19 protein-coding genes are annotated in these 19026 nt (G+C 72.3%); 9 read left to right on the plus strand and 10 right to left on the minus strand.

Going from position 1 to position 19026, the window contains the following annotated elements; all coding sequences use genetic code 11:
• Positions 1-12: 12 nt before the first annotated feature.
• Positions 13-462: a DUF5788 family protein gene (locus tag F3H13_RS01355; protein WP_149797528.1), complete on the minus strand. Its 450-nt coding sequence runs from the start codon at positions 460-462 to the stop codon at positions 13-15.
• A gap of 123 nt (positions 463-585) precedes the next feature.
• On the opposite strand from F3H13_RS01355, the gene F3H13_RS01360 reads away from it, so the two are divergent.
• Positions 586-1383, plus strand: a complete 798-nt coding sequence (locus F3H13_RS01360) for a YkgJ family cysteine cluster protein (protein ID WP_149797274.1) — start codon at positions 586-588, stop codon at positions 1381-1383.
• Between the two features lie 38 nt (positions 1384-1421).
• Here F3H13_RS01360 and F3H13_RS01365 read toward each other — a convergent pair whose 3' ends face one another.
• The 3 genes from F3H13_RS01365 to F3H13_RS01375 form a co-directional block, all read right to left on the minus strand.
• Positions 1422-2327 carry a dihydrodipicolinate synthase family protein gene (locus F3H13_RS01365; RefSeq protein WP_149797275.1) on the minus strand — a complete coding sequence of 302 codons (906 nt, stop codon included), beginning with the start codon at positions 2325-2327 and terminating at the stop codon, positions 1422-1424.
• Between the two features lie 138 nt (positions 2328-2465).
• Positions 2466-3596 carry a bactofilin family protein gene (locus F3H13_RS01370; RefSeq protein WP_149797276.1) on the minus strand — a complete coding sequence of 377 codons (1131 nt, stop codon included), beginning with the start codon at positions 3594-3596 and terminating at the stop codon, positions 2466-2468.
• Between the two features lie 10 nt (positions 3597-3606).
• Positions 3607-5082 (minus strand): cytochrome P450, encoded by a 1476-nt coding sequence (locus F3H13_RS01375; protein WP_149797277.1) that lies wholly within the window; start codon positions 5080-5082, stop codon positions 3607-3609.
• Between the two features lie 91 nt (positions 5083-5173).
• Here F3H13_RS01375 and F3H13_RS01380 point away from each other — a divergent pair, with 91 nt between their 5' ends.
• Positions 5174-5821 (plus strand): helix-turn-helix domain-containing protein, encoded by a 648-nt coding sequence (locus F3H13_RS01380; RefSeq protein ID WP_149797278.1) that lies wholly within the window; start codon positions 5174-5176, stop codon positions 5819-5821.
• A gap of 95 nt (positions 5822-5916) precedes the next feature.
• On the plus strand, positions 5917-6327 hold the full coding sequence (locus F3H13_RS01385; protein WP_149797279.1) for a TRAM domain-containing protein: 411 nt from the start codon (positions 5917-5919) through the stop codon (positions 6325-6327).
• 48 nt (positions 6328-6375) lie between these two features.
• Here F3H13_RS01385 and F3H13_RS01390 read toward each other — a convergent pair whose 3' ends face one another.
• Together F3H13_RS01390 and F3H13_RS01395 are read right to left on the minus strand one after the other, a co-directional pair.
• On the minus strand, positions 6376-7095 hold the full coding sequence (locus F3H13_RS01390; protein WP_149797280.1) for a class I SAM-dependent methyltransferase: 720 nt from the start codon (positions 7093-7095) through the stop codon (positions 6376-6378).
• 133 nt (positions 7096-7228) lie between these two features.
• Positions 7229-7621: a PPOX class F420-dependent oxidoreductase gene (locus F3H13_RS01395; protein ID WP_149797281.1), complete on the minus strand. Its 393-nt coding sequence runs from the start codon at positions 7619-7621 to the stop codon at positions 7229-7231.
• A 151-nt stretch (positions 7622-7772) separates the two neighbouring features.
• Between F3H13_RS01395 and F3H13_RS01400 the strand changes: the two genes are divergently transcribed.
• The 4 genes from F3H13_RS01400 (at position 7773) to F3H13_RS01415 (ending at position 10414) form a co-directional block, all read left to right on the plus strand.
• Entirely contained in the window at positions 7773-8045 is a 273-nt protein-coding gene (locus F3H13_RS01400; protein ID WP_149797282.1) for a MarR family transcriptional regulator, read from the plus strand.
• A 110-nt stretch (positions 8046-8155) separates the two neighbouring features.
• Positions 8156-9265, plus strand: coding sequence for a glycosyltransferase (locus F3H13_RS01405; RefSeq protein ID WP_149797283.1), 1110 nt, complete (start codon positions 8156-8158; stop codon positions 9263-9265).
• A gap of 46 nt (positions 9266-9311) precedes the next feature.
• A complete protein-coding gene (gene hisF / locus F3H13_RS01410; protein WP_149797284.1) occupies positions 9312-10130 on the plus strand; it encodes an imidazole glycerol phosphate synthase subunit HisF in 819 nt (272 codons plus the stop codon).
• Between the two features lie 98 nt (positions 10131-10228).
• Entirely contained in the window at positions 10229-10414 is a 186-nt protein-coding gene (locus F3H13_RS01415) for a DUF7511 domain-containing protein (protein WP_149797285.1), read from the plus strand.
• Between the two features lie 367 nt (positions 10415-10781).
• On the opposite strand, the gene F3H13_RS01420 is transcribed toward F3H13_RS01415, so the two are convergent.
• On the minus strand, positions 10782-12932 hold the full coding sequence (locus tag F3H13_RS01420; protein ID WP_149797286.1) for a glycoside hydrolase family 15 protein: 2151 nt from the start codon (positions 12930-12932) through the stop codon (positions 10782-10784).
• A 104-nt stretch (positions 12933-13036) separates the two neighbouring features.
• Here F3H13_RS01420 and F3H13_RS01425 point away from each other — a divergent pair, with 104 nt between their 5' ends.
• Together F3H13_RS01425 and F3H13_RS01430 are read left to right on the plus strand one after the other, a co-directional pair.
• Entirely contained in the window at positions 13037-15385 is a 2349-nt protein-coding gene (locus F3H13_RS01425; RefSeq protein ID WP_149797287.1) for an alpha-amylase family glycosyl hydrolase, read from the plus strand.
• 107 nt (positions 15386-15492) lie between these two features.
• Positions 15493-16554: a TrmB family transcriptional regulator gene (locus F3H13_RS01430; protein ID WP_149797288.1), complete on the plus strand. Its 1062-nt coding sequence runs from the start codon at positions 15493-15495 to the stop codon at positions 16552-16554.
• Positions 16555-16602: 48 nt separating this feature from the next.
• Here F3H13_RS01430 and F3H13_RS01435 read toward each other — a convergent pair whose 3' ends face one another.
• The 3 genes from F3H13_RS01435 to F3H13_RS01440 all read right to left on the minus strand — a co-directional run bounded on the left by F3H13_RS01435 (position 16603) and on the right by F3H13_RS01440 (position 18979).
• Complete coding sequence (locus F3H13_RS01435) at positions 16603-17424, minus strand: FAD-binding protein (protein ID WP_149797289.1); 822 nt, start codon at positions 17422-17424, stop codon at positions 16603-16605.
• Positions 17425-17569: 145 nt separating this feature from the next.
• Positions 17570-17746, minus strand: a complete 177-nt coding sequence (locus F3H13_RS16040) for a hypothetical protein (RefSeq protein WP_188127969.1) — start codon at positions 17744-17746, stop codon at positions 17570-17572.
• Complete coding sequence (locus F3H13_RS01440) at positions 17747-18979, minus strand: ABC transporter substrate-binding protein (RefSeq protein ID WP_149797290.1); 1233 nt, start codon at positions 18977-18979, stop codon at positions 17747-17749.
• Between the last annotated feature and the right edge of the window lie 47 nt (positions 18980-19026).

Genomic DNA, 19026 nt, shown 5'->3' on the forward strand with positions numbered 1-19026 from the left:
GGGCGCACCCGGTCAGAAGCGCGTGCGACCGCCGCCCCCGCCGCTCGCGTCGTCGCGGCCGAGCGCCTTCTTCAAGAAGTTCATCCAGCGCTTCCGGTCGGCGGCCTCCTGCCGCTTCGCCTCGGTCTCCGGGTCGGGCGCGTCGAGGCCCTCTAACGCCTCCAGCGCGCGGTCGATACCGATGATCGACGCGGCCAGCTCCTCGCCCTCCGCGTAGCTCACCTCGTTCTCCTCGATCGGCTCCAGCCGGTCGAGCCGCTCGCGGCGGAGGTTCCGCTTCGCGCGGTCGACGCGGTCGCGCTCGCCGGGCGGGACCGAGTCGCGGCGCTTGATCTCGAAGACGAACGACCGCAGGTCGATCGACTCGCCCTGGATCTCGATCGACTCCGGGATCTCGACGCCGATGGTCGAGGACTCTCGGTTGACCCGCTCTAAGAGCTGTTTCCGCTCGAACTCCTTCACGCCGAGTCGGTAGGCGACGGGCATACTTCGCTCCTTCGCCCGGGAGGTCGGCGCCGGCGGTCGAGCCGCGCGCGCGACCCCGAAAGGGACGGCGTTAACCGCGCCGCGCCGCAACCGGGAGGCATGGAGTCGCTCGAAGCCGAACTCGCCGCCGCCCGCGACCTCGACGTCGCGGAGCTCGCGGACGCCATCGAGTCAATCGGCTTCGAGTGCACGCGCTGTGGCGGCTGCTGTACGGGCTACGCGCCCGACGAGCCGGGCGGCGCGCCGGCGGGGGAGGGCGCTGACGAGACCGACGGCGCGGGAAGCGGGGAACGCGGGTCCGAGTGCCACGACCGCGACGGCAAGGACGCCGACCGCGAACCCCACACCGCGACCGTCTTCCCGGACGAGGTCCGGCGCGTCGCCGACGCCGCCGAGGAGATGTCCGGCGAGGCGTACGACTGGCGGGACGTGGCCCGGCCGATGCCGTTCGGCCTCGACGCCGACGCGGACGGCGAGCCGGTCGGCGAGACGTTCGAGTGGGCGCTCGCGACCGACGACTGTGGCGACTGTACCTTCTACGAGGAGTCCGACGGGCAGGGCGCGTGTACGGTCCACGACGCGCGGCCGCTAATCTGTCGGACCTACCCGTTCAGCGTCGCCCTCGACGGGACGAGCCAGCCGATGGGCGAGGCGGTCGACGAGGCGGGCGTCGTCCGCGCCCACGAGTGCGAGGGGCTCGGACGCGACATCTCCCGCGAGGACGCCGAGGAGCTGGCCGCCGCGCTGAAGGAGCGCGCCGTCAGGGAACTCGAAGAGGCGATCGGCGTCCGCGACGGCTACGACCCCGCGGCGCGCGAACGGGCCGACGGCGACGCCGTCGTCTTCGACTCCGAGGGTCCGAAGGCGGCCGACGGGACCCCGATCGGGGGAGAGTAGCGGGCCGAGTCCGGAGCCGCTTCGCTCCCGTCGCGCTCTCAGACCACGTCCAGCGCCGCGTCTACGTCAGCGCGAATTTCCTCGCGGGCGTTCTCGTCCGGGAGCGTGAGCGGCGGACGCACGGCTGGGTCCGGGATGAACCCGCGGTGGGCGGCCGCGACCTTCGTCGCGGGCGCGAAGCCGTGGTCGGCGCACCGGTCGAAAAGCGGCGCGACCGCGCGGCGGTGAAGCGCCAGCGCGCGCTCGTCGTCGCCGTCGCGGATCGCCTCGCCGAGGGCGACGAAGACCTCCGGAACCGCCTGCGAGAGCGCGTGGATCCCGCCGTCGACGCCGAGGCTCGCGCTCGGGTACAACAGCGCGTCGACACCCTGGAAGACGGTGAACTCGTCGGGAGTCCGGTCGACGGCGGCGTCGACCGCCGAGACGTCGCCGCTGGTGTCTTTCAGCCCGACGACCGAGTCGCGCTCGGCGACGGCCGCGAGGACGTCCGGATCGATCGGCTCGCCGACCGTCGACGGGATGTCGTAGAGGTAGATCGGGAGCGGCGCGTCGTCGGCGACCGCGTCGAGGAAGGCCCGCTGGCCCGCCGGCGCGGTCGAGGTGTGGTAGTACGGGAGGGTGACCAGCGCCGCGTCCGCGCCGAGCGCGTCGGCGGTCTCGAGGCGCTCGCGGACCCCCGCGACCGAGGTGTCCGCCGCGCCGGCGACCACCGGCACCCGCCCGTCGGCCGCGTCGACGACGGTCTCGATTACGGTCCGGCGCTCCGCGTCGGTGAGGCTCGCGAACTCGCCCGTGGTCCCGCACGGGACCATCCCGTCGAGCCCGGCCGCGACGAGCGCGTCGACGTGGTCCGCGAGCGCGTCGGTGTCGACGTCGCCGTCGGCGTCGAACGGCGTGACGATCGGTGGCGAGACGGCGCCGTGTCGGAACTCCGGAGCTGTCATGGACGCCGATTCGACCGGGTGTGACAAAGACCTTGGTCCGGTGGCAGGCGGTGCCGAAGAGGGCGCCGGCGGAGCGGGAGAAAGCGGCGGCGGAGGAGAAGAAGGCGGTGACAGAGCGGGAGAGAGCGACCGCAGCCGTCAGTCGACGTCGACCGGGTCGCGCTCGGGGAGAGTCTGGTCGGCCGTGCCGCGGTACCGGTCCCGGAGCCCTCCCGCGAGGGCGCCGAGGCCGAGCAGGAGGACGAGCAGGTCGACGAGCCCGCCGACCCACGGGAGCAGCCCGATCAGGGCGACCCCGCCGACGCCGATCAGGAGCGCCGCCCACCGGTTCCGGCCGCCGACGCGGCCGATCGCCCACGCGCCGAGCGCGTACCGGCCGTACACGGACCCGACCCAGAGCGCGACGCCGTAGGCCGCGGCCCCGGCGAGCGCCAGCGGGATCCCGACGATCGTGACCGCCACGAGGGCGAGGGCGATCGGGGCGAGGACCAGCGCGAGGAGACCGATCCCGCCGCTGACGAGCGGGTCGGCGCCGACGCGGTCCCCGACCGCCCGGGTGAACCGGGGGAACGCGAGCAGCAGGACCGCGCCCAACACGAGGTTGGCGGCGACGCCGTACGCGGACCCGGCCCACGGGGGGAGGCGATCGGCCCCGCCGGCGACGCCGGTACCGCGGTCGCCCCCGAGGCTCGCGTCCTCGACGACGCCGCCGGCGACCGCCGCGTCCGGGCTCTCGGTGAACTCGTCGGCGTCGTACCGGAACTCGCCGCCGACGTCCGCGTTCGGCCCGAGCACGACGGAGTCGGCGCTCGCGCGGACGTCGCCGCCGACCGCGCCGTCGACGCGGACCGACCCCGCACCCGCGTCGAGCGAGCCGTCGATACTGCCGGTCTCCGTCAGTTCGAAGGAGCCGGCACCGACCTCGACGCTCCCGTCGACCGTGCCGGCGACGGTTATCGACCCGGCGGCGGCGCGGACGTCTCCGACGACGCGGCCGGACTCCGCGATGCGGATCGACCCGGCCGTCGCCGAGAGGTCGCCGTCGACGGTCCCGTAGACGACCACCGTTCCGGCGACGCCGTCGAGCCCGTCGACCGTCTCGCCCTCCTCGACGACGACGGACCCGGACGGGCCCTGAACCGACTGGGCCGTCGCGAGGCCCGTCGCGAGCGGCGAGAGGAGCAGCGCCGTCGCGAGCACGACGGCGACGCGACGACGGGTGCTGGTATCTGAGAGGACGGTGCGCGGGGAATCGCTGTCGGGACACATTGGGTATCTGTTATTCGGAAACGGCCGGATCGGTTTCTTCGAGCGATTCGTCTCGCGTGCGAACGCGCACGCGCACCGGCTCGGCCGGCCGCGTGTTCGCGCTCGCCCGCACCGACAGGTCGGCCGTCACCGGCTCCAGCCGGAGCCGCCGGAGCAGCGTCGCGGTCGCGAGCCGGAGCTCCTGTCTCGCGAAGCGCATCCCGATACAGTGGCGCGGCCCGCCCCCGAACGGGAAGTACGCGTACTCCGGGCGCTCGCCGACCGCCGGCCCCGGAGCGTCGTCGCCGTGGGCGGGCCCCGCCGGCCCGTCGCGGAGCCAGCGCTCGGGGCGGTACGTCTCGGGGTCGTCCCACCACCGCTCGTCGCGGTGGACCGCCCACGGCGAGAGCGTCACCACGACGCCCGCCGGGACGCGGTGGCCGCCGAGCGTCACCGGCTCGGTCGGCTCGCGGAAGAAGGAGTGAACGGGCGGGTACAAGCGGAGCGCCTCGTCGACGGCCGCGGTCAGCGCGGGGCACTCCCGGAGGTCCGCCGGCTCGGGGTCGCCGTCGAGCGCCGCGACCTCGCGCCGGACTCGGTCCTGAAACGCGGGGCGGTCGGCGAGACAGTACAGCGTGTACGCGAGCCCGAGCGCACTCGTCTCGTGGCCGGCGAACAGGAACGTCACCGCGTTGTCGACGAGCCGGTCGTCGTCCATCGCCCCTATGTCGGCGGCCGCGACGAGGGTCCCAAGGAGGTCGTCCGCAGCGCCGGGGTTCGCGGGCGGGCCGGCCGCGCGGCGCTCGGCGACGAGGTCGCGAATTGTCGACCGGAGGGCGGCCAGCCGCCGCCGATACCGGCGGTTCGCCGGTGTCGGCACCCACACCGGCAGGAACGAGGTCAGCCGCCGCGTGTCGAACCGCTCGGTGACGCTCTCGGCGGCCGCGCGGACGGTCTCGCGCTCCCGTTCGACGTCGCTCCCGAGCAGGCTCTCGGCGAGGACGTCGAACGCGTACTCCGTCGCCGCGGCGTGGACGTCGACGACGTCGCCGTCGTCCCACGACGCCGCCGCGCGGCGCGCGTGGTCGACCATCGGACCGCCGTACTCGGCCACCCGCTCGCGGAAGAACGCGGAGCGGATCGCCGTCCGCTGCTCTCGCCAGTCGTCACCCTCGGCGAGGAACAGCCCGTCGCCTAAGAGCCCGCCGAGCTGGTCCCGGGGCATCGACCCCTTCTCGTACCGGTCGTGGTCGTCCACGAGGATCCGACGGATCGCCGCGGGGTCGGTGACGAGGTAGCTCTCCGTGCCGAACACGTCGTACCGGACGACGCCGCCGTGCGTCGCGGCGCGGCGCTCGTAGAACCCGAGCGCGTCGCTCGCTAGCTCGTGAACGTTCCCGAGCAGCGGGAGCCCCCCGGGCGCCGGCGGGCGCGTCGGGTCGGCGTCGCCTGTGCGCTCCGTCCCCGGATCGGCCTCGTCGTCCGCTCGGATCGTCGTCTCTCCCATACGGATCGATCGGCGCCGCGACGGACTGAGCCTTGGCACGGACTCGTCCGTGTATTTTACTTTGAAGTGTGCGGCACGGCGTGTGAGACCCATGCGCTACGTCCACGTCGAGTTCGAGTTCCCGCCGCCGGTCCGACACCCGATGCACGACTTCCTCGACGGCGGCGACGGCCGGCGCAGCGAGCTGGTCACGTGGCGGCGGCTGCCCGACGGGACGCTCGCAACGCTGTTCCGGGTCGCGGCCCCGCGCGAGCCGTACCTCGAGCGACTGCGCGAGGTCGACGCGATCGAGCGGTTCGAGACGGCGCCGGGGGAGGCGCCGTTCTACCTCAAGGCGTACGAGCGGCTGGGCGGGCCGACGGAGACGTTCCTCGACGCGTTCGTCGACACAGAGTTCCTCTCGGTCCCGCCGGTCACGTTCCGGCCGGCGGGCCGGCTGTCGTTCGGAGTGATCGGCCCGCCGGACCAGCTGCGCGACGCGCTCGACGCGGTTCCGGACCCGGTAGCCGTCGAGGTCGATCGCATCGGGTCGTACGGGGGCGGTCGGCGGCCGGCCGGAGTCCGGCTCACGGAGCGCCAGCGGGAGGCCCTGCGGGCAGCGCACCGCGTCGGCTACTACGAGGTCCCGCGGAGCGGGTCGGTGGACGACGTCGCGGCGGCGATCGGCTGCTCGTCGTCGACCGCGGGCGCGCACCTCCGCAAGGCCGAGGCGGCGCTGGTGGACGCGTTCTTCGGGTGACGGCGGGAGCCGCCGCGGCTCGGACCGGCGTGACGCCTGACTGTGTCGGCGGTACAACTATACTGGCCCGCGCCTAGCATCCGGTGGAGTCTACTATGGAAATCTCCGAGAAGCTCCTCTGTCTGTTCAGCGCGGAAGTTCGAGAGACCGACGGCGGCGAGTACGTCGTCGACGTGCCGAACCGCGAGATCGATGCCGGATCGCTGGAACCGGGCGAGACGTACCGCGTCGCGCTCGTCGCCCGCGACGGGTCCGCGTCGTCGACGGACGGCGCCGAGGCCTCTCCCTCGCGGAGCGACGACGGGCCGCAGCCCCCGGTCGAGCCGGGTGAGATGCGGTACGTCGAGATCGAGGACCTCGGCAAGCAGGGCGACGGGATCGCCCGCGTCGAGCGCGGGTACGTGATCATCGTCCCCGACACCGAGGTCGGCGAGCGCGTGAAGATCGAAGTGACCGAAGTGAAATCCAACTTCGCTGTCGGCGAAGTCGTCGAAGAGGCGGGCTGAGCGGCGGCAGTTTTTAAAACGTCGGGCGGCGGCGGCGCGTCTCGCCGCTCACTCCTCGTCCGGCACCCGAGCGTCCCAGTAGGACACCGAGGCGACGTAGTCGCCGGGGATCGTGTCGCCCGCGAGCTCGTCGAGGACCCGGAACGGTCTCGCGACGGGGCCCGGGAGCTCGCGGTAGAAGCCGTACGGCAGCACGAAGTCGTGCTCCTCGTTCGCGAGCGTGAGCCCCGCGTCGCCGAGCATGGCGGCGACCTGTCGCTCCGAGTAGAGCCGCGAGCCCATCGGGAGCAGCCAGGTGTACAGCGTCCGCAGGCTGCGGCTGTTGAACGTGTCGAAGAACACCTGATCGCGGCTCACCCGGCGGAGCTCCTTCGCGAACGGAACCGGGTCGTCCATCAGGTGGAAAAAGCGCATCGCGACGACCGTGTCGAAGTGGTCGTCCGGGAACGGGAGCCGCGAGGCGTCGCCGCGGAGGAACTCGACGGCGTCGGCGTGGCCGGCGGCGGCCACCTTCTCGCGGGCTTGTTCGAGCATCTCGCGGGAGACGTCGAGGCCGACGACGTCCGCGCCCTGGTCGGCGAGCATCGTCGTGAACCGGCCGGTGCCGCAAGCGACCTCCAGCACGCGGTGGCCGGAGTCGATCGGCCCCAACGCGGCGAGGACGGCCTCCTTCTCCCGGCGGTCGATGAGCTGTCCGCCGCCGGAGAAGCGGACGTCGTCGTACTCCTCGGCGACCTCGTCGGCCTGGTACCAGTCCTGTCCCTTCACGTTGTCCGTGATGGAGGCCGGACCGACAAAACCGTACTGGATGCGGTCGGGCGTCGGCCCCGGTGCGGGCGGTCGGAAGCGGTCGCGATCCCTCGGTGCGAGCAGCCGGAAGCGGTCGGGCGGCAGCCGCCTCTCACCCGCTGGTGGCGACGGTCTCGGCGGGTATTCTGACGATCACCCGCGCGCCCTCCTCCTCGTCGTGGTGCGGGTACTCGTCGACGCCGAAGTACCGGCGGGCGAGCTCGTCGATGTGCTCGCGTGCGCCCGCCTCCGTGAGTTCGGCCTCGCCGCGGACGGAGACGTAGCGATACGGGTCGTCGGGGTCGAGCACGCTGACGCCGACCTTCGGGTTGTTTCGGACGTTCCGCTCTTTGCGGCGCCCGCGGACGGTGTTAACGAGGACGTACTCGCGGTCCTCGTGGTCGACCCACACCGGGGTGACGTGGGGGAGCCCGTCCGGTCCGACGGTCGCGAAGTGCGCGTACGACTCGGCTTCGAGGATGTCGACGTGGGACTCCGGTATCACGCGCGGTGGTAGGGCCTCGCGTGGGAAAACATGCCTGATAGATCGTCAATGATACCCGACCGAGAAGTGATATTAACACATTATATTATCACAGGCAGATTCCCCTATATGTAGCCAACCTTTACCACTACTCACGGAATTCGTGTGAGACATGAGTACCAGTCCCGCGGAGACCGCTGACCAGGACCGCCTGTCGGAGACCGAGTACCGCGACCGCCTGCGCGAGCTGCCCCCGAGCGCGAAGCTCGTCGCGAAGGTACTGGAGGGGGACGCCCCCCTCTCGCAGGGCGGCCTCGCCGACGAGTCCCTGCTGCCCGACCGCACCGTCCGCTACGCGCTCAACCGCCTCGAGGAGGAGGGCCTCGTCGACTCGCGGTACAGCTTCAAGGACGCGCGCAAGCAGGTCTACTACCTGACCGTTTAAACGGCAGCCGACCCGGCTTCGCCGGTCGCAGTCGACGCGGCGTCGGCTCGGCTTCGCCGGTCGAACGCACACGCAGTCCTTTTTACCTCCTCGCCCCGATAGCGGCTCGTATGGACCTCTCGGTCGTCGTCCCGACGCTCAACGGTCGGGACCGGTTGGCCGCCTGCCTCGACGCGCTGGCGGCCAATGCGCCCGACGCCGAGGTAATCGTCGTCAACGGCCCCTCGGCCGACGGCACGACCGGCATGGTGCGCGACCGCGACGACGTCGACGTGCTGGTCGAGATCTCCGATCGCACGGTGAACGTCGCGCGCAACGCCGGCGTCGAGGTGGCGACGGGCGACGCGGTCGCGCTGGTCGACTACGACAACCGGATCGAGCCCGGGTGGCGCGACGCGGTCGCCGACGGCCTCGACGCGGCGCCCGTCGTCTCGGGACCGGTGACACCGATCCCGCCGAGCGAGACGGACGAGGGGGAAGAGAGCCAGACGCCGGAAGCTGAGGAGGGCAAGACGGCGGAGGGGGAGGAGATCGAGACGGCGGAAGCTGAGGAGAGCCAGACGGCGGAGGGGAAAGAGAGCGAGCCGGAACGCAGTCAGATCGCGGGCTGCGATGTCACCTACTTCGAAAGCGGCAACGTCGCGTTCCGGCGGGACGCCCTCCGGGACCTCGACGGCTTCGACGAGTACCTCCGGGTGGGCGGCGCGCGCGACGCCGCCCACCGGCTCGCGCGCATGGACCGCGAGGTTGCGTGGCGGCCGGCGATGGCCGCGCGGAAGGAGCTCCCGACCCCGACGGCCGCGGACGGCGGGCGCAGCGCCCACGAGTGGGGCTGGAAGTACCGCGGGCTCGCCTACCGGCTGCTGAAGAACTACGGCGTGCGGCCGACCGTCCTCCTCCGAACGGGGTCGCACGCGGTTGGCGACGCCCTCGCCGCGGCGAAGGACGTGGTCCGCGGCGAGTCGACGCCCTCGCGCTGGGCCGCGACCGGACGCGACGTGATGGTGGGGCTCACCGGCGGGACCTCGGACGGAATCGTCGCCCGGCGGCGGGACCGAAGCCCGGCGCGGAACCCGAACGGCATCTCGACGCGGGCGGACCGCGCCGTCGCGAAGTACGACCGGCGGGCGGAGGCGGACCGCGAAGCCGGGAGCGAAGCGGACCGCGGCGAGGGCGCCGAGACCGGAGCTGCCAACGAGGCCGACGGCGACGCCGAGTGAGCCCCGGGCGTTTTAACCGGGGCCGCGGCCAACGCTCCGCCAACGAATGGGACTCACGAAGCGTATCATCCCCTGTATCGACGTCGACCTCGACGACGACGGCGACGCCGCGGTGTATACCGGCGTCAACTTCGAGAACTTAGAGTACACGGGCGACCCCGTCGAACTGGCGAAGAAGTACAACGAGGCGGGCGCCGACGAGTTCGTCTTCCTCGATATCACCGCCAGCGCCGACGGCCGCGAGACGATGCTCGACGTGGTCAACGCGGTCGCCGACGAGTGTTTCATCCCGCTGACGGTCGGCGGCGGCATCCGCACCAAGGCCGACATCAAGGAGACGCTCCGGGCGGGCGCGGACAAAGTGTCGATCACGACCGGCGCCTTAGAGCGCCCGGAGCTGATCGAGGAGGGCGCGGCCGCGTTCGGCAGCCAGTGCATCGTCATCTCCGTCGACGCGCGGCGCCGGTACGACGAGGAGGGCGACCACTTCTACGAGGACGACGACGGCGAGACGGTGTGGTTCGAGTGCACCAAGAAGGGCGGCCGCGAGGGCACCGGCATCGACGCCGTCTCGTGGGCGAAGGAGGCCGAGGAGCGCGGCGCCGGCGAGCTGTTCGTCAACTCCATCGACAAGGACGGGACGAAGGACGGGTACGACATTCCGCTGATGAAGGCGGTCGGCGAGGCCGTCTCGACGCCGCTCATCGCGTCGTCGGGGTGTGGCGGCCCAGAAGACATGTATGACGTGTTTACCGAGGCGAACGCCGACGCCGGTCTCGCGGCCTCCATCTTCCACTTCGGCGACTACTCCATCGAGGAGACGAAGGCGTACCTCGACGAGCGCGGCGTGCCGGTTCGTCGCTGAGCGCAGCGTGCCGGTTAGACGTTAACTACCACTGTAGTGTGTGTTTTCTCGCGTCCGAAACCAACAGTTATTATCCGATCGGACGCGAAGCGTGACGTATGTCCACGTCCACGTCATCCGCACGTGTCCGCGACGAGTCGCCAGCGCTCGTCTGTAAACGGACCGACGGCGACGACGGCGGCGAGGTGACGTTCTTCGAACCGGACGTCGACCCGGACGAGCGGACCACCCGGTGGATCACGGTCCGCGAGTCCGACTGCGTCTCCCGCGACGACTGGCGATAAGAGAGGTGTTACCGTGGTTTTGGCGGTTATTTATAAGCTGCTACCAGTGACGCGGCGGAGAATACCTCCAAAGCCCCAGCCGGGAGGAGGCCGTACGCTCGCTGCGCTCCTCACTCAGTCGCTCACTCCGTTCGCTCCCTCGGTGCGGTGCTTGCGTCGCCTACGGCCTCCTCCCGGCTGCCCCTTTGAGTCCCACCCGACCGCGACCGCACCGCAGCCTCACGCCTCCCCAACCTCGTCGGCCTCCCTCCGCTTCGCTCCGGTCAGCCGACTCCCTCGCGCGTGCTCCTCGCGGCCGCCTTCGGCGACCGCTCGGAGGCACGCGCCGACAGCAACTGGTCGCTTATAAATAGTTGCCGAGGTCCAGTCAGTCGTCGTCCGCGGCGGCGCGGTCGGCGAACTGCGGCAGTTCCTCGTCAAGGAGGGCGACCGTCGCCAGTCGGATCGCGTGCGGCCAGCCGAGCGGAGTTGCGCTGTCGGGCGTCCCGTCGTCGAAGAACTGCTCGGGGAGGTACGTTGTCGGCTCGCAGAGGGAGCCGCCGGGCGAGACGTGCGCGAACAGGTCGCGGGCGCGGGCCGTCATCTTGGCGGCGCGCGGGTCGTCGTGGGCCGCGAGCAGCGCCGCGAGCTCCGCACAGGCGTTCGCGCCCCACGCGGTCGAGACGGTCCACACCTTCTCGGAGAGCTGGTCAGCCCGCCGCCACCCGTCGCCCTCGTAGCGGATCAACCCGGCGATGTCGTCGCTCTCGTGGGAGAGGCCGTCGACCACGGTCTCGACGTGCGAGACCAGCCGGTCGAGGCGCTCGTCGTCGACTGCGCCGAGCGCGTCGAACGAGCGGTGCGCGGCCGCGAGCGCCAGCGTCGCGGAGTCGAGCCGGTCGTCGATCCCACCGTCGAGCGTCTCGCAGACGGCGTAGCAGCCGCGCTCCGGCACCCAGAGGTCATCGAGCGCGTCGTACACCTCGCGGGCCCTGTCGCGGGCGTGCGCGGCGAGGTCCTCGGGCAGCGACGCGGCGCCGGGCACGGCGTCGGGGTCGTCGAGCGCGTCGACGGCGAGCCCCTCGCCGTGGCGGCCGAGCTCGCTGTACGCCTCTAAGAACGTCGCGGCGGTGTGCGTGAACCGGCCGGCGGAGTCCTCCCACGCGTTCTGACAGACGACGGGGCGGCCGTCCGGTTCGAGCGTCCGGTCAAGGCCCGCGAGCGCGGCGACCAGAGTGGCGTCGAGGCCGTCGACGTCGACACCGGCCGCGCGCGCCTCGGAGAGGTACGCGACGACGCTGCCGGTCTGGTCGGCCTGGTAGTCGACGTCCGGCCCGTCCTCGATGCGAGCGTTCGCCCAGCCGGGCGCGAGCGCGCCGTTCCGTGGCCACACCCGGTGGGGCCACGAGCCGTCGGGGCGCTGCGTGGCGACGTACATCCGCGCGGAGCGGGCGTGCCAGTCGTCGAGGTCGACGCCGACGGCGTCGGCGGCGCCGAGCAGGAACCCGGATATCTCCGCGTCGTCGCGGAACCACGTGTAGCCGTAGCCGCCGGAGTGCTCGTAGTAGGGGTCGAAGTCCGGCCCCGCGATCCGGAGCCCGGAAGGGGCGGCGAGCAGGGAGAGGACGCGCAGGTCGGCGACGACCGACTCGCGGGCGGGCGCCGACTCAGGCACCGCGGGGAGCGCGGCGGCGGCCGCGTCCGCGAGCGCGTCGACGCTATCGAGGTCGGCAAAGAGCGCGTCGAGCCGCTCGCGGGCCGCCTCGCGGTCGGTCTCCGCCTGGTCCGTCAGGAGTGTCGCGACGGTCGCGACCCCCTCGGCGAAGGGGACGTCGGCGATCACCTCGCCGGAGAGGCGCTCCTCCTCGTAGCGGTCGCCGTCGCGGTCGCGCGGGAGGTCCGTCGGGTCGTCGTCGAGCAGTTCGGGGAACGTCGCCGGGAGCTGGCCGCGGAGGTCCGCGAAGCCGGTCGCGCTCGCGAGGAAGTCGTGCTCGTCGGCGTGGTACACCTCGACGGCGTCGTCGTACCGGAGCTGTCCCACCCGGTCGTCGCGGCCGTCGGGCGCGAAGCGGGCGTAGACGACGAGCGAGGCGTCCGCGGGGTCGAGGGCGGCTTCGTCGTCGACGTCCGCACCGTCGGCGACTTCGGCCCCCTCACCCGGCGCGTCCTCGCCGAACTCGACCGACGCCCGGGTGACGTGCGCGTCGCCGAGCGTGGCGTCGTGGCGGGTCACCGTCGCTCGTGGCGTCTCGTGGACCGTCTCGACGAGCGCGGTGTCGCCGACGTACCGCTGGGTCGTGTCGGCCTCGTCGAGCCACGTGACCTCGTCGCCGACGGCGAGCCCGATCCGGGACCGAACGAGCCCGGTCCGGCCGGAGAGCGGGTAGCCGAAGTCGCGGAGTTCGCCGTCGTCGCCGACGTGGACGAGCCGACCGCCGCCGCCCGAGAATCGGCCGGAGACGGTGCGCCGCTCGCCGGGGAAGCGCGTCCCGTCGCCGGCGTGGCGCTTGTAGTCGTCGAGCGCGTCGCGGAGCTGCATTACGCGAACACACGCCGCCGCTCGGTATGAAGCTTTGGTGTAATTATTGTTCACTCGTTTAGCGAACGGAAACCCTCAAACCGCGGCGCGACGAGAGACGGGGCGTGCACGAACCCGGCCCCCCGCGAACGACGAGCGTCGGCGAGCCCGTCGAGCTGGCGCCGCGGTCTCCCGACTCCGACGGGACCTACCGCTGGACCGTCCGCGACGCCCCCGCCGACAGCGTTCTCAACGCCGGAGACGGCCCGGATCCGGACGCGACCGGGCCGCCGAGTTCGGCGACGGCGATCCGCGCCGGCGGCTCGGCGGCGGACGCGACTGCGCCCGACCGCCCGGCCGCGGTGCTGCGCGCGGGCGAGACGAGCCGCGACGACGCCCCGGTCGTCCACCTCGACCCGGACGCGCCCGGGACCTACGTCCTCGCGCTCGACGCGCCCGACGGGACCCACCGCCAGCGCGTGCGCGTCTTCCCCGACGAGCGCCGCGAGGCGGAGATCCGCGTGCCGGTCGACGACCTCGCCGCCGAGGACGGGGAGGTCGACCGTGTCTCCCTCCTGTGGCCCCACAACGAGAACCGGCTCGCGCTCGACCGGGCCGAGCGCGACGGCGACGAGTGGGTCGCGTCGGTACGCGTCCCGCCCGGGAGGCACGGCTTCGGCCTCGTCCCCGACGGCGACCGCTCGGCGGCGTTCCACGGGGAGTGCGAGGTCCCCGGCCCCGGCCGGCCGCGGCTCTCGCTCGACGCGACGGTCGTGGAGGCCGACGAGTCCGGCGCGAGCGACACCCTCCGCCTGACCGCCGCGGTCGAGCCCGCGCCCGCCGTCGACGACGTCGAGCGCGGGGGCGATCCGGACGCACTCGGCGCGACGTTCCTCGTCGACGACCGAGACGCCGACCCGGAGTCGATTGCGGCGATCGAGTCGCGCGCGGACGGCCGGACGCTCTCGATCTCACTCGACGACCTCCCGGACTCGGTCCGGATCCACGCGGTCCCGCACGGCGAGCGGTACGGGGCCGCGGAGACGGTGTGGATCGAGGCGGACGAGAGCGAGACGGACGGAACTGAACCCGGCGAGTCGGTCGCGGTCACCGACCCGAACCCGACACCCGACTGGGCCGCGTCGCCGACGATCTACGAGGTATTCGTGCGGTCGTTCGCGGGCGACACGCTGCCGACGACGTTCCGCGAGATCGAGCGCCGGGTCGAGTACCTCGACCACCTCGGCGTCGACGCGCTCTGGCTCACTCCCGTCCTCGCGTCGCCGACCGACCACGGCTACCATGTCACCGACTACGACGACACCGCCGCGGACCTCGGCTCTCGGGAGTCGTTCGAGTCCCTCGTCGACGCCTGCCACGAGGCCGGGATCCGGGTGGTCTTCGATCTGGTGATCAACCACACCTCCCGCGACCACCCCGCCTTCCAACTCCACTCGGCCGGCGTCGACGCGTACGCGGATCACTACCGGCGGACCGACGCGAGCGCCGACGTGACCGGGATCGACTGGGCCGAACTCGACGGCGGCGCGGCGCCCGACTACTACTTCGAGTGGGGGCGCATCCCGAACCTCAACTACGACAGCCCGGCGGTCCGCGAGTGGCTGCTCGACATCGTCGACGAGTGGGCGGCCGTCGTCAACGGCTTCCGCGCCGACGTGGCGTGGGGCGTCCCGCACGGCTTCTGGAAGGAGGTCGCCGACCGCGTCCCCGACGACTGCCTCCTCCTCGACGAGACGCTCCCGCACGACCCCTTCTACGGCGAGGGCGAGTTCCACCGCCACTACGACACCTCACTGTACGAGACGCTCCGCGCAATCGGCGCGGGCGAGGAGCCGGCCGACGCGGTCGAGGCCGCGCTCGCGCGCGGCGAGTGGCTCGGATTCGACGACCCCGGCGCGCAGATGCGCTACGTCGAGAACCACGACGAGGACCGCTACCTCGCGGAGTACGGCCGGGCGGCGCTCCGCGCGGCCGCGGCCGTGACGTTCACGCTGCCGGGCGCCCCGATGATCTACGCCGGGCAGGAGCGCGGCAACGAGACGTACCGCGGCCCGATCCGGTGGCACGACGGCGACAACGACCTCACCGAATTCCACCGCCGGCTGGCCGCGCTGCGCGAGGTCGAACCGCTCCTCCGCGACGGGGAGGTGTCGTTCGACGGGCGCGCGGCCGAGGCCCGCGTCGTCGAGGGCGACGCCGAGCGCGTGGTCGCCTACGAGCGGACGCCGTCGACAGACGAGGCGGCCGACGGCGGCGACGCCGACCGCGACCCGCTCCTCGTCGTTGCCAACTTCGCCGAGGCGCCGGCGACCGTCGCCGTGCCCGACGGTATCGAGACCGATCTGTTCGGGGGCGACGAAGCGGGAATCGGAGCGAGCAGCGCGAGCGACGATGACGACGCGAGCGACGGCGAGATCAGAATCGAGGTCGACGCGGTCGCGGTCCTCCGCTGACCGCCCCCGGGCCGCGGAGGGCGCCCGCGGGAACGCCGACGCGCCGCCGGCGCCGGCCGGACGGTCCGGACCGACCCTTATAAGTGTCGCTCGGCAGAGTCGTGCGTATGGACGACCGGACGCTGACCGACCTCCTCCGTCGCTTCGGGCTCTCGGACAAGGAGGTCGACACCTATCTCAGTCTGCTGGAACACGGCGAGGCGAAGGCGAGCACCGTCGCCGACGCGGCGGGCGTCTCGAAGCGGTACGTCTACAGCGTGAGCGAGTCGCTCGAGGAGCGCGGCTTCGTCGAGGTGAACGACCACGTCGTGCCGACGACGATCCGCGCGAACCCGCCCGACGAGGTGATAGACCGGCTCCGGTCCGACGTGGACGCGATGCGGCCCGGGCTGGCGGAGCGGTACTCCCGCGTGGAGCGCCACGCCGAGCAGTTCGAGGTGATCAAATCACGGGCCACCGTCATCAAGCGGATCCGCTCGCTGCTCGCGGACGCCGAGTCCGAGGTGGCACTGTCGATCACCGCGAAGCAGCTCCCCGAGGTGCGAGAGGCGCTCGTCGACGCAGTCGACCGCGGCGTCTTGGTCCTCCTCGTTGTCTCCGACGCGGCCGCGGAACTCGACGCGGAGGACCCCGGGCTGGCGGGCGTCGCGAACGTCGTCCGCACCTGGAGCGAGGCGATGCCGACGCTGCTCACCGTCGATTCCGCGGCCGGCGTCGTCTCCCCGCCGGAGCTCCTCCGCCGGGCGACCACCGACCGACAGGCGATCGCCTTCGCGCAAGAGCAGCTCGCGCCCGTGATCGTCGGCTCCTTCCTCGGGAACTACTGGCCCGCCGCGACCGAGCTCGCCGTCGCCGACCCGGCGCCGCTCCCGGCCGAGTACACCGACTTCAGGCACACCGTCCTCCAGGCCACCCTGCGGCTCCGCGCCGGCGACCCGCCGCGGGTGACCGTCGGCGGTCGGTGGACCGACGACGACGAGCCGGCCGAGGTCGTCGGCCGCGTCGTCGAGACGAGACAGGGGATGGTGGAGCCGACGAACAACGAGTTCCCGGTCGAGCACTCGCTCGTCGTCGAGACCGACGACGGCGAGGTCACCGTCGGGGGGCAGGGCGCGTTCGTCGAGGACGTCGAGGCCGACCTCGTCCGGATCGAGCCCGACGAGGAGTAGGCTGGCCGAGCGGACCGCCGAGCGGACCGCCGAGCGGAGCGGCGGCCGTCACTCCTCCAGACTCGGGTGCGTCTCCTGCGGGTCCGGGTGTGGCTCCGCGAACCGGTCGCGGGTCGCGTCGAGCGCGGCCGCCTCGCGCTCGCGGCGCTTCGCGGTGTCGATCTCCTCGCAGCCGGGCGGCACCTCGCGGTCGCGGTCGGTGAAGTACCCCTCGGGCGCGACCCAGTCGTGGTAGAACGGTTCGTCGGACTCCTCCAGCAGCGTCACGGCGACCTCGGCGCCGTGGCCCGCGCACACCGCCGCCTGATGCGGTTTGCGGGCGAGCCGCCCCGCGGCGTACAGGCCGTCGACGCCGGTCCGGCCGCGCTCGTCGGCGTCGACGTACGCCTTCCCGCGGTCGACGATCTCGACGCCGTCGAGATCCTCCAGGTAGCCCACCTCGTTCTTCGTCGCGGCGACGACGTGTCGCGCGCGGATCCGGTCGTCGCCGTCGGTCGCGACGACGAAGCGGGCGCCGCCGGGGGCGTCGTCCCCGGATTTTTCTTCATCCACATCGACCGGCGAGACCCGCGTGACGCGGGCGTCGAGGCGGTCCGCGCCGGCGGTCTCGGCCTGCTCGCCGAGCAGGTCCAACAGGCGGCGCGCATCGACGCCGAGCGGGAAGCCGGGGAAGTTCTCTAAGCGTGCGTTCCGGCGAAGGATCGAGCCGCCGGGGTCGACGACGAGCGTGTCGAGGCCCTGTCGGGCGGTGTAGACGGCCGCCGAGAGGCCGGCGACCCCGCCGCCGACGACGACGGCGTCGCGCGCGGCGGGTGCCCCGGTTCTCGGAGCGGTCGAGTCCCCGCGCGTCCCGGTCGTCTCCTCGGTCATCGGTCGATCACCCGTCGGTTCCGGCGGCGCCGGTCGGTCGGCGTCTCGGTCGAGTTCATACCCGCCGGCAGGGGCGCGACGACCTAGGGGCTTCGGTCGCGCGTCGCGCTCGGTCCCGGCGGCCGACCGGTCGGAGAGGCGCCGGTCACCGACGCACCCGTACCGGCCGCTCGGCCGTGATGAACGGCTCATCTCGGTCGGTCGCCGCGAACGCTATCTCGCCGGCCTCCCCGCGCTCGACGCGCCAGGTCGGCAGCGCCGGGACGTCGTAGTCGGTCGGGTCGCCGTAGGTCGCCGCGACGGCCCACTCGCGGGCGCGCATCTACAGGTCCCCGTTGATGGCGTCCGCGACGCGACCACGGTCGAACAGCCGCTTGCCTTCCGGGATCTCCGGGTACGGGCCCTCCTCGTAGCGGGGCCACTCGCCGAAGGCGTCGGGGTAGAGCTGCTTCGCGGTCATCTCCAGCTGGAAGAGGTTGAGGACCGGCCCCTGATACCGGGCGCCCTGCGGGTGGATCCGGTCGTTTTTCACCGCCGTGACCTCCGAGCCGACGGGGTCCTCCTCGAAGGCGGTCCGGCGGCCGGCCATGTCCGTCTCCGGCTCGAAGCCGCCGAGGTAGAGGATGACGTCGGGGTCGGCCTCCAGGATCGTCTCGAAGTCGACGACCGTGCCGGACTCGACGCTCCCCTCGAAGGCGTCGCGCGGCCCGAGCGGGCGCGTGTGCGCCGTGAGGAAGCCGGGGTTGCTCAGGGTGTACGCGTAGATCTGCTCGATGTCGGCGGCCGCGACCATGATCGCGGTCGGGCGCTCCTCCTCCGGCGGGAGCCCCGCTTCGACCGTCGCGAGGAGCTCCTCGCGGACCGCGGCGAGCGCCTCGTAGCGCTCGCGCTCGCGGAACGCCTCGGCGACGATCTCGAACTGCTCCCACAGGCCGTAGTACTGGTAGCCGTCCGCCCACTCCTCGGCGGGCTCCTGGTGGCGGTCGGAGAGGGAGTTGCCGAACCACGGCGAGACGCGCTCGGCGACCTCGTCGACGTCCTCGCGGTCCCACCCCTCCAGCCGCGTCACCCACGCCGGGTCCGCGAGGTGGACGTCGCTGTCCAGCTCGTACAGCGTCTCCTTGTCCGGCTCCCACGATGAGTAGAGCCCCGACCAGTCGAGCGAGACGCCCGGGAGCCGCGCGACGAACTGGTTCCAGAGGCCGTCGTAGTAGTCCGGCGCGTGCATCGCGGTGATCCCGTCGCTCCGCCCCAGCGCGAACGCCATGTCCGCGTGGTGAGTCAGGCGCGTGAACACCGTCTCGGGCGGCGACTCAAACGTCACCTCGCCGGTCGGCGAGATGGACGCGGTGTAGCCCTCTCCGGCGTCGTCCGTCGAGGAGTCATCCGAGTCGCCGTCCGTCGACCCGTTCTCACTCCCGTCGTCCCCGGCCGGGTCTGACTCCGCGTCGCCGCCCGTACAGCCGGCGAGCAGGCCGCCGAGCGCGACCGTACCGCCGTACTTCGCGAAAGTTCTGCGGGTCGGTTCCGTCGAGGTCTCGTCGACGTTGGGCATATTTTTAGGCTAGCCTAAATCAATTTAACCGTTCCGATCTTTAGGCC

The sequence above is a fragment of the Halorubrum xinjiangense genome (genome assembly GCF_900102375.1).
GTDB lineage: Archaea > Halobacteriota > Halobacteria > Halobacteriales > Haloferacaceae > Halorubrum > Halorubrum xinjiangense.